The following is a 16,237-nucleotide window of genomic DNA, read 5'->3' on the forward strand; positions in this document are numbered from 1 at the left end:
AATACAGTTTGCGCCGTTATTAGGGGTGTAACGCTAAGCACTTAACTTGAATTGCTCATCAATACTGTTAATCTTCGCTCAGTTTGTATCTAATTTGGTGACAATATCGTATGCGAGTAGAAGATCTTTCTTTATTCATAAAAGTGGTGGAATCGGGCAGTTTTAGTGCTGCGGCCCACTCTCTCGATTTACCTCGCGCTAATGTAAGCCGACGCATCAACGAATTAGAACAAAGCCTAAGTACCCGTTTGTTTGTTCGCACCACGCGTAAGCTAAACCTTACCACTCAAGGCCAGCAATACTACGAAAGCATGCAAGACATTATTCGCCGCCTTAACGATGCAAACAGCGCTTTGCATAGCCACACCGCTAGCCCGAGTGGTTTGGTTAAAATGGGGGTTAATGTAGGTAGTGATCACTATGTGATCGACATCCTAAAAAACTTTAAACAACGCTATCCCGATATTAATGTTGAGGCACGTTATTCTAACGAAAGCTACCAAGGCTTATTTGAGCATGGCCTAGATATGGCAATGTATGTAGGCTCGTTAGACGACTCTAGTTTTATCGCAAGAAAGCTAGGTGGTTTTAGCAAAGTGATTATTGCCAGCCCTGAGTATTTAGAACAAAACCCAGTGCCTGTTACTCCGCAAGATTTACTGCAACATAGCTGCATTATTTATCGAAGCTATAGCCAAAAATTAGAGAATCGCTGGCAGTTTACCAATCAAGAAATCGAAGTAAGCCATCACCATATTAGTAATAACTACGCCCACATTGCCCAAGCCGTAGAGGCGGGTTTAGGCATAGCCTTAGTGCCCTATATTTTGGCTTATCCGATGATAGAAAAAGGCACGGTATGCCATTTAATGAAAGACCATGTCTCTTCTTCTGAAGACGCATGGATGGTCTACCCAAGCCGTAACGGTTTAACCCATACGGCGCGGCTACTGTTGGATTATATTGCTTCTCGTGTACCGGAGTATTTGTAATTGTCACGTTTTTTGTGACACATAAGAACAGATTAGCTAGCAGATAGCCTTAATAAAACTGTTTACCATGCGTGCAATTAATCCTTCCACCGGAGCACGCAATGAAATACTCCTATCTCGCATTAGCACTAAGCGCTACTTTGCTTAGCGCATGCAGTACCGAACAAACCGCAGACATTAGCAATGTAAAGCTGCGCCCTGTAAAAGTAGTCAGCCTAAGTGCCGCCACCCAAGCTAATAACAGCTATTACAACGGCGTGTTGCAATCGAGCACCAGCTCTAAGCTGGCCTTTCGTGTTCCGGGCACCATTCAAGAAATATTGGTAAGCAATGGCCAAAGCGTGACCAAGGGGCAAGTGCTTGCGCGCTTAGACCCACACGACTACCAAGTGAGCCTGCTTGAGCTAGAAGCCAAGCTACTTGAAGCAGAATCGGCCCAAGCCCTCGCCCACAACGAATATCAACGGGTTGAGCAAGCCAGCCAAGACAACGCCATAGCACCGGTTAACCTAAACCGCGCACTTAGCGGCAAACAACGCGCCGATGCCAGCGTTGAAGTAGTGAACCAGAATATTCAACGCGCTAAAGATGCACTGCGTTATACCGAATTACGCGCACCTTTTGATGGGGTAATTGCTCAGCGTTTCGCCGAAGAACACGAACAAGCAGTACCTGCGCTACGCGTGTTTACCTTACACCAGCCCGAGCACTTAGAAGCCGTGATAGAAGTGCCAGAGAATCAAATTAATGCCTTTAGCATTGGCCAAGCTGCGCAAGTTAGTTGGCACGAGAAAACCGATAGCATAAACGCCAAGGTGAGTGAGATTGCCACCGTGCCAGATCTCATCAAGCAAACCTATACGGTAAAACTTAAGCTTGAGCAGAATCTCGATGAGGTGTATCCGGGCAAATCGGTTCAACTAAGCTTAGCGCTCTCGCAATCTGAACAAGCTCGCTACTGCTTGCCGCATTCAGCCTTAATTCTTGAGGGAGCAAAGGCCAAAGTTTACCGCGTTCACAATCACAAGGTTGAAGCCGTAGCCAGTGAAATCGTAAACCAAACTCAGCAACAAGTATGCGTAAGCGGCGACTTTAAAGAAGCTGACAAAATCATTGTTGCTGGTAGCCGTTACCTAAGCGAAGGACAGCAAGTAGGTGATTTATTAGACGCGAAGGAGGGTTAAGATGAACCTCGCAGAATTCGCGATTCGCCAACGTACCTTTGTATGCTTTTTTACCGTGTTATGCATTATTGCAGGCATTGGCTCTTACATTGGTTTAGGTAAGTTAGAAGACCCTTCGTTTACCGTAAAAAGTGCGGTAGTGGTTACCTTGTACCCTGGGGCATCTGCTCAAGAAGTAGAGCTGCAAGTTACCGACAAAATTGAAACCCGCTTGCAAGAGATGGGCGCGGTGTGGAAGCTACGCAGCCTTTCTCGCCCTGGCAGTTCAATGATTTTTGTTGACCTAAAAGAGAGCACCACCTCAGAGGAGCTTCCTCAGCAATGGGATTTATTACGCCGCAAAGTTAACGACGTAAAACTAGAGCTTCCTGCCAGTGCCCAAATCAGCATCGTGCAAGATGAGTTCTCGGAAGTATACGGAATGTTGTTTGCGGTACACAGCGACGACGCTGCGCCAGCTGAGTTAAAAGCCCATGCCAAAGAGTTACAACGCCGTTTAAAAGCCGTTGATGGCATTAAAAAAGTTGAGCTGCATGGTGTTCCCCAGCAAATCGTTAATATTGACTTGCCAAGCGAGCGCTTAGCAGAGCATCAGCTCTCGGCTGCTCAAGTATTTAGCCAATTAACCACCCAAAACATGGTGCTGGATTCGGGCAGCTTTAAACTTGGTGAAGAGCGCATAAGAGTTAGCCAAAGCGGCACCTTTGAAAACCTAAGTGATATTCAGAATCTATTGCTTAAATCTGGTATTGCCGAACTCGGCTCTGGCTTAATTCGCCTAGGTGACATCGCCGATGTTTACTTGGATTATCAAACTCCAGCTCTATCAGAAAGCCGCTATAACGGCAGTACTGCGATTACTGTTGCGGTAAGCCCAGTTGATGGCATTAATGTAGTGGCCTTGGGCGACACCCTAAAACAGGTTATTCAGCAGTTTACTAGCGAACTCCCACTTGGCACCGAGGTTGGCATCATTGCCTTTCAGCCAGACGAAGTGCAAAAGTCTATCAATAACTTTGTAAGCAACTTAGTTGAAAGTATTCTTATTGTGGTGGCAGTGCTTTGGGTATTTATGGGGCTGCGCAGTGCTGCCATTGTTGGCAGTAGCTTGCTCATTACCTTGCTTATTACCCTTATTTACATGCTAGTTGCCGGCATTGATTTACAACGGGTATCGGTTGGCTCGTTTATTTTAGCGCTAGGTATGCTGGTTGATAACGCCATTGTTATTACCGACATGTTCAAGGCAAAACTCAACCAAGGCATAGAGCGCTATCAAGCCGCTACTAACAGTGTGAAAGAAACCGCTGTGCCCTTGCTCGCTGCTACCGTGATCGCCATTATGGGTGCTACCCCAGTGCTGTTATCACAAACCGATGCTGCAGAGTTTTCTATTTCGGTATTCCAAATACTTTGTAGCTCACTACTGTTGTCTTGGTTAGTGGCGATGACACTTACCCCTCTGATGTGTTGGGCTTTCATTAAACCTAAAGCGAATCAAGTAGACCAGCCAGAGCCAAAGTTTGCCCAAATTGCGCGCAAGGTTCTTACCTGGGTAGTGGCAAAACCCTTTAGCGCTATTGCTTGCATCATTCCGGCTTTACTTGTTACCGCCTTAATTGTGCCCAAAATTGCGATTAACTTTATGCCTGGCTCCGATAGGCCCATCTTATTTCTAGATTACTGGCTACCCAACGGCGGACAAACTGAAGTGGTGTCACGTGATATGAAAGTGATTGAGGACTGGTTATTAGAGCAACCGGAAGTAAGTAGCATTTCAAGTTACATAGGCGCCAGTGCTCCGCGCTTCTCGGTAACCGTTGAGCCAGAACCATTTGACAGCAGTTATGGGCAAATTCTGATTAATGCAAAAGATTTTGAATCTATTGCGCCGCTTATTGAACGTGGTGATAACTGGCTAATGAGGCAGTTTCCTAATGCTGAACCTCGCTTTAGAAACTTAAAGCTAGCCACCAAGGATAAGTTTGCCATTGAAGCGCGCTTTAAAGGCCCCGATCCGCAAGTTCTGCAAGACTTGTCAGCGCAAGCTCAAGCCATTTTCAATGCTCACCCTAATACCAAGTATGTACGTGATGATTGGCGACAAACCAGTAAACAGCTGGTGCCAATTATGAACCAAGACAAAATGCGCCGCGCAGGTATTAATCGCAGCGACGTAGCACTGGCTATCCAACGAGCGTCTAACGGTGTTGTTGTGGGTGCGCTGCGCCAAGGCGATGAGACCTTGCCAATTAAAATGCAAAGCAGTAACACCGATATTGCGCAATTAGAGAACATTCCTGTTCGCTCACTATTGGGTTTACACACTGTGCCGCTTAGCCAAGTTGTCGACGGATTCGAAACCCGCGAAGAGCAAAGCATTATTTGGCGCCGTAATCGAGTACCAATTATCACTGCGCAAGCAGAAGTATTTGGCCAAACACCTTCGGATGTGCGCAAAGAGTTAGCCGAGCAAATTCAAGCCATTGAATTGCCTTATGGTTACAGCTTTGAATGGGGTGGCGAGTACTACGATGAAAAACGCGCAATTGACGACACCTTAAAGCAAATTCCAAAAGCGACGTTGATGATGGTGATTGTAATGGTGGCGCTGTTTAATGGCTTAAAACAGCCTGCGATTATCCTAATTACCTTGCCGCTAGCCGCGATAGGTTGCGCTTGGACGCTGTTCTTCTTTGGTAAACCCTTTGGCTTTATGGCCCTAACTGGCGCAGTTGCGCTATCGGGAATGATCATCAAAAACGGCATTGTGCTCATTGATCAAATCGAACTAGAACGCAAACAAGGTAAAAGCATTAACGAGGCCGTTGTAGAAGCCACAATTAACCGCACCATGGCCATTTCGATGGGCGCACTAACCACCGTACTGGGTATGGTACCGCTACTTAGTGACCGTTTATTTGACCAAATGGCAGCGATTATTATTGGCGGCTTGGTGGTTGCGACCTTCTTGTCGTTAATCATTATGCCGGCGTGGTATCGGATTTTTTACCGTGACCCACAAACCGAAAACAAAGCTGAAGATCTAAGCGTAAGTTCGGAGCTAAACCATGAACAAAACTAAGCCTTTAACTACAAGCAAAGCCCTGTCGGTAATGGTGTTCTCAGTATTGGCAACCGCTTGTGCTAGTGCTCCCGAATACCAAATGCCGGAGGCATCGGTAGACACCGTGTACTCTGAGCAACAGTCTAATCAGTTTGTAAACCAACAAACGGTTGAGGCGGCCTGGTGGCAGCAATTTAACGACCCCATTTTAAATGATTTGGTACAGCAAGCTCAGCAGCAAAACTTAAACATTAAAATGGCGGCTAACCGCGTTCAAGCGGCACAAGCTTATCGTAGTGCGGTTGCGTCATTTAAAGTACCAACCGTGAGCTTAGGTGGTGGTTACACCAGCTACCAACTCAGTAAAAACGATCCTTTAGCGGGCCCCGCTTTTGGTATTGAAAATCCCATATCGGGCGGAGAGTTTGACTTAATTGAGCAGCAAAACGGCGGCTTTTTTGCTGGCATAAATGTAAGTTGGGAAATGGACTTGTTTGGCCGAATAGACAAGCAAGTAAACGCTGCAGAAATTAGGGGTGAGCAGGCCGAAATTTTCCATCAAGGCATGCACACCTTAGTGAGCGCAGAGATCATTAATAACTACTTACAATATCGCGGTGCTCAACAACGTATTGCCATTGCTAAACGAAATATTAGTGAGCAAGAAACCGTCCTTGAACTGGTTAAATCGCTCAGCGCCAGCGGCTACGGTTCAGATATGGATGTAGCCAAGGCAGAAAGTGCACTGGCTTTAAGCCGCGCGGCCCTGCCCCAGCTTAACAGTGCCGAAAGTGTGCATTTAAATCGCATGGCTTTAGTACTTGCGCAAACCCCGTCTAGCTTGGCTGAACAACTTGGGGAGCCAGAAGCCTTGCCAGACTTTGAAGGCATGATCCCCTTAGGTTTGCCGTCTGATTTACTTAACCAGCGCCCCGACATCAATATTGCGGAGCGCGAAATGGCGGCGGTGAATCAAGAACTAGCAGCCAGTATGGTGGCGGGTTACCCACGCTTTTTCTTAACCGGAGGGCCGGGCTTAAGTGCTGAGAACTTTGATGATTTATTCAAAGCAGACTCTGCCGCTTGGCTAGCTAGCATAGGGGTGCAATGGAACCTGTTTGATGGCGGACGAAACGACGCCTTGGTAGAAATACAGCAGCAAAGATTTAACGACAGTGCCTTGCAATACCAACAAACCGTGAACGCAGCTTTTGTTGAAGTAGAAACCATGTTAATGGCCTACGGCAATAGCCAAGTGTTTGCCAGCAATATAGAGCAAGCAAGCGAACAAGCCGATCTTGCATTAAGTAAAGCCAACTCACTATACCGAGCTGGCCTATTGGACCACTTGGCTGTTTTAGATGCGCAACGCCAGCAAAACTTGCTTGAAGACGCACAAGTGCTTGCTCAGCTGCAAACCGCTAACAGCATAGTTGGTTTACATAAAAGTTTAGGGGGTGACTGGACGATGCAATAAGTTTAGTCATGTTGACGCTTTGGTAGGTAAGCCTAATTAGTTGGATTGTTCTCTCTTAGCTAGTTAGCCAAAGCGTCCTTTTTCTCGCCCATTATCAATTTGAGAACAAATCAATTTCAGGTGACAAATAGAAACCATCGTTTAAATGAGTAAGCTGTTTTTCTGAAAGATTCGCAGGAGTGTATTCATTTGAAGGCTTTTGCTTATCCAACAAACCAATATGTTGGTAGGCTGCTGCCACTAATTCACTGCAAAACAGTGAATCTAAGTTTTCTTGATTCTCACCAAATGGACCTTCCCATCCAGCCCGAGCCAGCTCCCAAAAGTCTTGTTCATAATGGCGTAGTTTTAGTTGTTCAAGCAATTGCATTAATTTGCTTAAATGCTCATCGGACAAGGTTCCACCCAATAACTGGCGAATTGAAATACTGCCCAAGTGTTGTTTAACCCGTTGGTGTAGCGGCACTACCTGCACCCCATTGCTGGCTTGTTGAGAATACAAACAGGTATCTTTTGAATTAGGAACTGCTTCCCAAAGGGTCACAAAGTCATAGGCTTCTAGTTCTAGCACCATGCCAACATGTGACCATTTGCTAAACGTGCCGTAACGAATAATGTCGCTACTTAAACCTTTGCCAGAAAAGAACACCAAATCGCCTGTTTTTAGTTTTTTGGCTAGTGGGTCGGGCTTTAGCATCCTGCTAATTCTCTCTTTAATCCTTAATGAACTTTATATGATAAAAACAAAAAGCCCGCAATAGTGCGGGCTTAAATCAAAAAAGTAGACATTTAACACTAACGACTACAGCAACCTGCATAGAGAAAGGCCCAAAGCTAATCAAAAATATTACTGCTTATAGTTACGTCTTCTAAAACTCAAAGCGATAATTTAACCAACCCAATTTCAAGGTACTTTTTTCAATAGCTTATTTATCAAGCATTCAAACTAATAAGTCTTTAGATGAACGGGCACCTAAATGTGATATTAATCACAATTTAACCAGCCTTAATCAAGCTATTTCTGCACCAAACACTGCTGCATATTGTCGGTCACCAACTTAAAGCGGGAGGCCAAACGATGATAACGGCGCTGCACCAAATAAATGGTTTCACTCACTGGATTAGCTAAATGGCTAGCAGCAATAAGCTCAGGTTTGGCAAAAGCGGCCACTGCGTGCGCAGGCAACACCGTAAAGCCCAAGCCCATCGCAACCGGCTCTAAAATCAAACTAATTTGGTTGGAGAATCCGCGAAGTTTAAATTGGCTCGTTTGCTCAAATTCTGGGTAGTTGGCTGACAATAACAATTGTGAATGATGGGCGCCGTCGGGGTGGTCTACATAACCTAAATCTAATAAGTTTTGCCAACTAGCGTTGTTATATCGTGCCGGTGTTACCAATACCAAAGCCTCTTCTGCGAAGGCTTGGGTAGCCAGCTCGCTTAGGGTACTGGGGCGAGTAATAAAACCTAAATCAAGCTGACGATCGGCCAGCATTTGTTCGATGCTAGCATTGGGTGCAAATTTATAATCAAACACCAAATCAGGGTATTTTGCTTGTAAACCCAACAGGTTTGGATAGAGCTTCAAACCCACGCTGCCGGGGCTGGCAATCCGACACAAACCGGCATGAGGATCATCTTGTTTAAGTGACAGTTCAAGCTGGTTAAGTTGAGCCAAGGTTTGCTGTGCTTGCAAATACACTTGATTGCCGGCCTCTGTAAGCGTGAAGCTTTTGCCTTCTCGTTGTAACAGAGTTTGCTGGTAGTAGTGTTCTAGCTTACGAATTTGCTGGCTTACGCCAGGCTGAGTCATCGCCAGCTTTTCTGCGGTACGAGTAAAATGTCCGGTTTCAATTAAGGTGCAATAGGTTTGTAACCAGTCGATATTTATCATAATGAAACCTTATTGAAGTAGCCAAGAAAGATAACATTATGCAGGAGTAGATTTTTCAAACAAGGCTGCACAACAAACAAAGCCCATCGCACCCCGAAAAACCTCACAGACTAGAGAACCGCATGTTTGCATTACCGGATACAAGCGCTAAATTTGATGGAATGAGCACACAGATGGTTGCCACGAACAGCAAATAGACCTGCAACTTTGCAAATAGAGGATTTACTAAAAACCCAACATAAACAGTAACATCGCTAACGCAGAAGCAAGACTGCGCCAGTGATTCCAATAGGTCCACTCCGCTAAATATTGCTGCCACTGCAAGCTTTGTGCTTCGCTTTGCGCATCATTCACAGAAATTAGCGCCAGCGCTTTATTTCTTGGTACGTTGGCAAACGCAGTCACCGCAAAGCAGCCCAGCAAATAACAAAGGCCTGCAGCCACCAGCCATAAGTTAATTGTTGCGGCAAAAAACACCTGCCAAACAAGCACCACTAAACACAAGATTGCCGTGCCCATAAACAAGCCTAAAAATCCTGGGTTAAGCACCGTAATATTAATGCTTTGCATGGCCGCTAAACCTTGCTGAATATTCAGCCTAGCCAGAGCAGGCATTACAAAATTAGAAAATGCCACAAAAATACCAGCCACTAAACCGCATCCAAAAGCCGCGGCGATTATTAAGCTTTGTTCAAACATGTATTTCCCCTAAACCACTAGCTTTAGTCCTATAACACTAATGCAAACTAGGCTAATCATTGCCCACTGTTTGAGCGTAGGCTTTTCCGCTAATAGCCACCAGCCGAGTAGCATACTAAATACCATCATAGTGCTTAACACAGCTGCCGCAATGGCTAGGGGGCCTAAGGTCATCGCTAAGGCATAGCAGCCAGTGCCAATTACCGTAGGTGAGGCGAAAATGAGGATCTGTTTAAACTGTGCGGCTGTCACCTTTTGCATTCCGGCTTGGCCGCTAAGCTTGCCTCGCGCGAACGCCATTAACATAGCCATCACGCCAATCATCACTTCCCAGCTAAAACCCACTAAAAATGGGTGGCTGTCGCGCGACATTTTAGCCACCAGTATCAACGCGCAAGACATTAAAGCGCCATAACAAGCACTGGCTACAATGCCTATAAGCGGTTTGTATTGAGCGGCACTCTCCGTGGATTTAGTGTTAGTTCGAGTTTGACTTGCTCCCACCAGCAGCACAGCAAGTAAGGTTAGTCCGGCCATTAACCATTGCAAAGGACTCAAACGCTCATCTAACAGTAATTCGCCCAACAAGCCGACAAACAGCGCCGTAAATGCCATCGATAAAGCGCTAGCAATGCCAACAGGTAACCTTACAAAGGCTATTGCATTTGCCCAGTTAGCCAAAGCGGCTAAACCCGCCGCTAGTACTAACCAACCAGCATGATGAATAAAACCAGAATACGCAGACAGCGGCACCAATAGCAGTAAGGGAGACATGCTAATTAACAAGCTTAAACCGCGGTAGGCCACCGCACTAAGCAGATCTGATTGGCGATAAACCTTGGCCATTAGCACCCCTTGTAGGGCATAGGCAAAGGTAGCGGTTAAGGCGATAAAAAAGAACAAGGCTGTGTACTCTCTAAAAATTTACCCCAGCCTACGCAACAAACTAAATAGCAACAAGGGCTTAACTAAGCATCGAAATGGCGTAAGCAAAAAACATTAGCCTTGCTTAAGTTTAGCCACCCTATTTAAACGCTTGATGTAACTTCAATCACTAGCGCGCTCGCAGCGATTCTTGTTTTGCTAGGCTCTGTTTTAAGTAATCGATGAGTAAACGCAACTTCTTAGAGCTCGCCGAGCCTTTAGGAAAAACACAGTACACATCAATATCTTGTAATTGATAATCAGCCATAAGCACTTCTAGCTTTCCGGCCTGTATTTTTGGCAAGGCGTCGTACAAGGGAACACGCCCTAAGCCATGGCCACCTTCAACAAAGGCAGTACGCACAGCTGCATTATTAGTGCTCATACCACCTTTGGTTTTAATACTAAAAGAACGGGAACCTTTGCTTAGCTGTAAGGTACTTGAGCCTGCGGTATAAATAACCCATTGGTGGGCATCTAAATCTGCAGGTTTAGTCGGCCGGCCATGCTTATTTAAGTATTCTGGGGCAGCGCATAAGCAGGTACTTAAGGTGGTTAGCTTGGCGGCTTGCAAACCAGAGTCGTTAAGCTCTGCTCCGCGGATGGCTAAGTCGAAACCATCTTGAATAATATTTACCACCTCATCACTTAATACCAGCTCGATATTCACCTTGGGATACAAACGGCGAAACTCGTTAATCACTGGCACAATGGTTTGTAGGCCAGCGTTTACCGGACAAGAAATTTTGATCGAACCTTCCGGCTCTTGCTTAAGGTTTTCTATCTGTAAATTTGCGGCTTTAGCTTGCTCGGCAATGTTATGACAGCGCTGATAGTATTGCTCGCCAGCCTCGGTTAAATGCAAACTTCGGGTTGAGCGATTTAGTAAGCTAAGCCCTAGTTGCTGTTCCAGCTTTTTGATGTGGTAACTAACCACCGCGCGGGTAATGCCAATATGCTTAGCGGCGGCACTAAAACTGCCCTGCTCAACTACCTGAGCAAATACCACCATACTTTTTAGCTGTTCAAAACTAACGCTCATTGTTCTATCTCTCTTTTAAAACACCTCCTAATTGTATCAATTATTCTACCAATAATGTCTATTTAATCTGCATTATTGGAACGAGCTTACCCACCTACACTAGGTGCATTGCTATTGCGAGATCGCATAGTGACTCATCAATTTTAAGGAATGCACCAATGAGCACAGCTAAAAAAATCCTAATGGTTCTAACTTCTCACGACCAACTGGGCAATACCGAACATAAAACTGGTTTTTGGGTAGAAGAATTTGCCGCCCCTTATTATGTGTTTTTAGATGCTGGAGCAAACATCACCTTAGCGTCACCTAATGGCGGCCAACCACCCATAGACCCAAATAGCGAGCTCCCTGATTTTCAAACCGATGCCACTCGCCGCTTTGACAAAGACGACGCTGCAAAACAACAGTTAGCCACTACGCTTAAGCTCGCCGACGTAGATGCTGGTGATTACGATGCGGTGTTTTACCCCGGTGGTCATGGTCCATTGTGGGATCTTACCGATAATCCACAATCTATCTCGTTACTAGAGAACTTTGTTGCGCAAAACAAACCAGTTGCAGCAGTTTGCCATGCCAGCGCAGCCTTACTAAATGTAAAACAAGCCGATGGTCAATTATTGGTAAAAGGCAAAGCAGCAACCGGCTTTACCAACAGTGAAGAAGCCGCAGTACAACTTACCGAGGTGGTGCCATTTTTGTTAGAAGATGAGTTAAAAGCCCGCGGTGCAGATTACCAAGCAGTAGCCGACTGGAACCCTTTTGCGATTCAAGATGGTTTAATGATTACCGGTCAAAATCCGGCATCTTCAGAAATGGCCGCAGAAAAAGTACTACAGCACTTGGCCTAATCGCCAAGCTAGGGCCTGTTGAACTTTGCAGATGTTTTTTACACCAAAGATCAGCAGGCCCTAGTTAATTGAAGGAAATATGATGTTAAATTTTTCGTTCCAAAACAGTACCCAAATTCATTTTGGCGAAGGGCAAATAGCTACCATCGCTAACGAGATCCCGGTGGATGCCAAAGTATTGGTCACCTATGGTGGAGGCTCAATAAAAAGCAATGGCGTTTATGACCAAGTTGCAAAGGCCTTAGAGAATCACCGGTGGTCTGAGTTTTCGGGCATCGAGCCTAACCCTAGCTATCACACGCTTATGCGGGCTGTTGAGCAAATTAAAGCGGAAGGGCTTGACTACATTCTTGCTGTAGGCGGTGGCTCGGTAATTGATGGCAGCAAGTTTATCGCTGCTGCAGCATGTTACCAAGGCGATGATCCTTGGGACATTATTGCCAAGCAACACCCGGTTGATACAGCCTTGCCATTAGGAGCAGTGCTCACCTTGCCAGCCACTGGTTCTGAAACCAACCCAGCAGCAGTGGTCACCCGTGACGGCACTAAATTACCTTTTTATGCCCTAGCAGTGCGCCCTAAGTTTGCGGTTTTAGACCCAAGCGTAACCTTAAGTTTATCGCCCCGCCAAGTAAGCAATGGTGTGGTAGATGCTTTTGTTCACGTAATGGAGCAATACCTCACTTACCCGGTAAACGCCAAAATCCAAGATCGCTTTGCCGAAGGCATTTTGCTCACCTTAATTGAAGAAGGGCCTAAAGCACTTGCCGAAGAGAGCAGCAAAGACTTAGAGGTTCGCGCTAACATTATGTGGGCAGCCACCATGGCCTTAAACGGTTTAATTGGTGCTGGCGTGCCGCAAGATTGGGCAAGCCACATGTTGGGCCACGAGTTAACCGCGGCTTATGGCGTTGACCACGCACGCAGCTTGTCTATCACTTTGCCAGCGGTAATGAAAATTCGCCGTGAAGCAAAAGCCGACAAATTGCTGCAATACGCAGAACGAATTTGGGGCATAAGCGAAGGCGACAAGCAGCAACGCATCGACCAAGCGATTGCCGCTACCGAAGCCTTCTTCCGTAGCATGCAAGTTCCAGTGCGCTTAAGTGACATAGAACTAGGCGCTAGCGATGTAGAGGTATTGTTGACTAAGTTAGAGCAACACCAAATGGTGGCTTTAGGCGAAGATAAAGCTATCACTTTAGATGTTAGCCGCGAAATCCTAAACGCCGCGCTATAAATCCAATGCTTATAAAAAAAAGGGCCTGAAGGCCCTTTTTTATTGAGAACAACACAGAGTTCTAGGTGCAATCATAAGCACCGCATAGATTAGATCGTTTTTAGGTACTCAAGTATCGCGTCACATTGCTGCGAATCAAAGGCAGTGCCAATCACCCCTTTAGGCTGATCCAAATAATGTTTACTAGGGTCGTATAAATCTGAAAAGTGATGGCCGCTGTTGTGATTACCCGGTATTGAAGTATCTAAGATAAAGTAGCCTTCCGCTGTATATTGCTGACCTTTCCTCAGCGCTTTGTTAGCCACTTTTTCAAAACCTTCAGGCTGCTGTAACCCTAGGTTCACCGCATCATAGCCAATGTTACCCAACTGCAAATACTTAGGGCGCTCGCCTCCCTCAGGGCAAAGCAAATCGCGCAATGTTGCTACAGAACCGTTATGCAAAAATGGCGCTGTGGCCCAAACACCATTTAGTGGGCGAGCTTTATAGCCAGAAGTGACTCGAATACAGTTGGGGCGTCCTCCTTCAAATTCAGCTTGTAAGGCTTTATCACTCACGCCCTGTTGTTTAAACCAAGCGTTCACGGTTTCCTGCACTATTGCGCCCAGCGCTAAGCCAAATAATACTTCGCCACTATCGTTTACCGGCAAGTCCACCAGCTGGGCTGTATCCTTCTTCGAATAGTTAGCGCCAGCCATTTGGTTGCCATAAAGCTGGTTAGGGTTTTCGCCACAAATTGTTTCATCGATGCCTAAGCCAGGAGTCACATTCGCAGCAGCTACATTGCTTACTCCAGCCGTGCTTAAGGTGCGAGTAGCCAATACATTTGCCTGAGCAGGATCGGTCCCAACTTGCGACAAATCAATCAGCTTAAGTTGCAGTACTTTCTCTGCGGTTTGTTTTTGTTCGCCATTTTGCTGATAAACAATCGGCGAAAAGTATTGCTCTTGCCAAATCTCTTGGCTGTCCAAAGGTGGTAAATGGCAGCCCTGACACTTAGCTTGATAAAGTGAAGCCCCAAGCTCTGCTTTTTGTTGATTTATTGGGCCAAATTGCCACTTGGGTGGCTGTAAACCGGAAAAGCCCTTAGTTTGGCTAGGCTGTTCCCCACCAAGAAAGTGTTCTAGCCACACCAAGTTTTGCATTGGGATTGAAGAGCTAAAGCGATTGTCATCCATAGCGCTTTGCATATCCACATAAGCATTTACCCCCATCGCTTCGCCCGCATTGCGAATTAGCGGGCTCATAATTGAGGCGTCGTATTGCACCCAATTAAACCAAGAAGCGCTCCATAAATGCGGATAATTAACTGGCGCATTTATCGCGTGGTAATTTTCACGGCGATTGATGTTCTCGGCAAATACCTGGTTACCAATGCGGTTTAGCGCATCTAAGCGCATAAAGCCTTCGTTTACTTGAATAACATCTTGCTGCCCTTCGCTAGCTGCAACAATGCTGGCTAACTCTTCTGCCAAAGACAGCTTGTTGGCTGGACTGTAACTAGCGCCAAGCACTCGGCGGGCAAAGCGGTCAAATCGCCCATCTAAAATGGGTAACTTACTCGAAAGCAAAGTTTGCCCTAGCGCAGCGGCTAAGGTTTCGGTAAGCAAACTTAAGTCGGTGGTGGCGGGAGCGCCATCAATCACATACTCGGTTTTGTTTTCCCCTTCCCCATGAATAAAGTGGCCGGTATGACAAGCCGCACAAGTAAAACCGATCCCCGCAGTGCGGGTTGGATAACCAGGCAAATTAACAGAATCGGTGCGAGCAAAACCAATAGGTAAACCATCGGGATTTTGCTCAGTAACTTGTGAGCGAACAAAGCCAAAACGCAGCAAAAACTCGTTTGCAGAAAGCAAGCCGTTATCAGAAAAACCGTTTAGCAATAGCAAAGACCAAAGCGAGCCGCTGGGCTGCTCTAAACTCACAAACCATTGGTAAGGAATGGGAATGGTGCGAGTACCCTGAGAAATGTGATGGTACTTTTTAGCATCATCACTAACATAATCACCTTTGCTGCCCCAGTTTTGCTCTGGCCAATACTGTTTTAGCCAAGAGCCATCTTGGTGAACAACTTGCAGCTCGGGCAAATTAGGCGGCGTTAAGGCTTCGGTAATGCTCTTCACCTTGTCACTGCTTAGTAGCATCAATAAATACACCACTAGCAGCACCAACAATATGATGCCGAAACGAGCCAGTTTGCTAGATAACACCTTACTCATACATTTATTCCTTTCTTCCATGAAGGGTAACAAGCAGATGATGATTCACTATTACTGCGCTGAGCAAGCGCCTAACATCCTTGAAAAAATCTCTCTGCTAAGGCTAAACCATAGAGGAAAAGTGGCTTTAATGTAAACCTATTAACTGTGGTGTCAGTACCGTTAGCTTTACGCATCTGCGCAAACCTAGAGATAAGGCAGCTAAGATAACAAAGCTGCCTGGCATCGCTTAAGTCTTTAGCTTTTGAGTAAACTTATGCCCGCTGCTTTGCCGAATATTTTTGTCACTATGGCTACGCCCACATTTACCTGCTTGCCAAAAAGGTTTACTGCCTTCAGCTAAGGCTTGCGCTCGGCTTAAACCAATATCTTTGAGCAACTCGTCACTCAAGGCTAGCAAAGCTCTGCGACTGCGGCGACGTGCTCGATACAGGGCAAGGCGCTTAATTAGTGCATGAAAACCCATATGGAAAGAAACTTGTATCTGCATATTCCGCTCCTTGTTTTAATCAGCTACCCCTCTAGCTTAAATTTTGAACAAGCAAGCTTACAGATTCAGAATACAATAATTTTGCCATTACAGATGCTGCAAATAGCTATCTGTAATGCTTGTTAATGTTCAATCTGTACTGCCTTGCTACGCAACTT

Annotated in this window: 13 protein-coding genes; 6 read left to right on the plus strand and 7 right to left on the minus strand. The window is 45.9% G+C overall.

Going from position 1 to position 16,237, the window contains the following annotated elements; all coding sequences use genetic code 11:
- Positions 1-110: 110 nt before the first annotated feature.
- The 4 genes from OV592_RS16245 (at position 111) to OV592_RS16260 (ending at position 6,720) form a co-directional block, all read left to right on the plus strand.
- A complete protein-coding gene (locus OV592_RS16245) occupies positions 111-992 on the plus strand; it encodes a LysR family transcriptional regulator (protein ID WP_152779973.1) in 882 nt (293 codons plus the stop codon).
- A gap of 101 nt (positions 993-1,093) precedes the next feature.
- Entirely contained in the window at positions 1,094-2,176 is a 1,083-nt protein-coding gene (locus tag OV592_RS16250) for an efflux RND transporter periplasmic adaptor subunit (RefSeq protein ID WP_406609294.1), read from the plus strand.
- A 1-nt stretch (position 2,177) separates the two neighbouring features.
- Positions 2,178-5,261, plus strand: a complete 3,084-nt coding sequence (locus OV592_RS16255; protein ID WP_406609295.1) for an efflux RND transporter permease subunit — start codon at positions 2,178-2,180, stop codon at positions 5,259-5,261.
- Complete coding sequence (locus tag OV592_RS16260) at positions 5,248-6,720, plus strand: efflux transporter outer membrane subunit (protein ID WP_406609296.1); 1,473 nt, start codon at positions 5,248-5,250, stop codon at positions 6,718-6,720. The genes OV592_RS16255 and OV592_RS16260 overlap by 14 nt, the downstream gene beginning before the upstream one ends.
- Before the next feature lie 94 nt (positions 6,721-6,814).
- On the opposite strand, the gene OV592_RS16265 is transcribed toward OV592_RS16260, so the two are convergent.
- The 5 genes from OV592_RS16265 to OV592_RS16285 all read right to left on the minus strand — a co-directional run bounded on the left by OV592_RS16265 (position 6,815) and on the right by OV592_RS16285 (position 11,279).
- Positions 6,815-7,417, minus strand: coding sequence for a YiiX/YebB-like N1pC/P60 family cysteine hydrolase (locus OV592_RS16265; RefSeq protein ID WP_016400891.1), 603 nt, complete (start codon positions 7,415-7,417; stop codon positions 6,815-6,817).
- A gap of 318 nt (positions 7,418-7,735) precedes the next feature.
- Positions 7,736-8,614: a LysR family transcriptional regulator gene (locus tag OV592_RS16270; protein ID WP_406609297.1), complete on the minus strand. Its 879-nt coding sequence runs from the start codon at positions 8,612-8,614 to the stop codon at positions 7,736-7,738.
- Between the two features lie 225 nt (positions 8,615-8,839).
- Positions 8,840-9,313 (minus strand): DUF1772 domain-containing protein, encoded by a 474-nt coding sequence (locus tag OV592_RS16275; RefSeq protein ID WP_406609298.1) that lies wholly within the window; start codon positions 9,311-9,313, stop codon positions 8,840-8,842.
- A gap of 9 nt (positions 9,314-9,322) precedes the next feature.
- On the minus strand, positions 9,323-10,216 hold the full coding sequence (locus OV592_RS16280; protein ID WP_406609299.1) for an EamA family transporter: 894 nt from the start codon (positions 10,214-10,216) through the stop codon (positions 9,323-9,325).
- Positions 10,217-10,367: 151 nt separating this feature from the next.
- Positions 10,368-11,279, minus strand: coding sequence for a LysR family transcriptional regulator (locus OV592_RS16285; protein ID WP_406609300.1), 912 nt, complete (start codon positions 11,277-11,279; stop codon positions 10,368-10,370).
- 158 nt (positions 11,280-11,437) lie between these two features.
- Here OV592_RS16285 and OV592_RS16290 point away from each other — a divergent pair, with 158 nt between their 5' ends.
- Both OV592_RS16290 and OV592_RS16295 read left to right on the plus strand, forming a co-directional pair.
- The gene (locus OV592_RS16290) at positions 11,438-12,127 is read left to right on the plus strand and encodes a type 1 glutamine amidotransferase domain-containing protein (protein ID WP_406609301.1); all 690 of its coding nucleotides are present in this window, start codon (positions 11,438-11,440) and stop codon (positions 12,125-12,127) included.
- Between the two features lie 82 nt (positions 12,128-12,209).
- Positions 12,210-13,367: an iron-containing alcohol dehydrogenase gene (locus OV592_RS16295; RefSeq protein WP_406611440.1), complete on the plus strand. Its 1,158-nt coding sequence runs from the start codon at positions 12,210-12,212 to the stop codon at positions 13,365-13,367.
- A gap of 89 nt (positions 13,368-13,456) precedes the next feature.
- On the opposite strand, the gene OV592_RS16300 is transcribed toward OV592_RS16295, so the two are convergent.
- Both OV592_RS16300 and OV592_RS16305 read right to left on the minus strand, forming a co-directional pair.
- Complete coding sequence (locus OV592_RS16300; protein WP_406609302.1) at positions 13,457-15,589, minus strand: di-heme-cytochrome C peroxidase; 2,133 nt, start codon at positions 15,587-15,589, stop codon at positions 13,457-13,459.
- 229 nt (positions 15,590-15,818) lie between these two features.
- Positions 15,819-16,079, minus strand: a complete 261-nt coding sequence (locus tag OV592_RS16305) for a DUF1127 domain-containing protein (RefSeq protein ID WP_406609303.1) — start codon at positions 16,077-16,079, stop codon at positions 15,819-15,821.
- Between the last annotated feature and the right edge of the window lie 158 nt (positions 16,080-16,237).

Source organism: Agarivorans sp. JK6 (genome assembly GCF_045277145.1).
GTDB classification, from domain to species: Bacteria; Pseudomonadota; Gammaproteobacteria; order Enterobacterales; family Celerinatantimonadaceae; genus Agarivorans; species Agarivorans albus.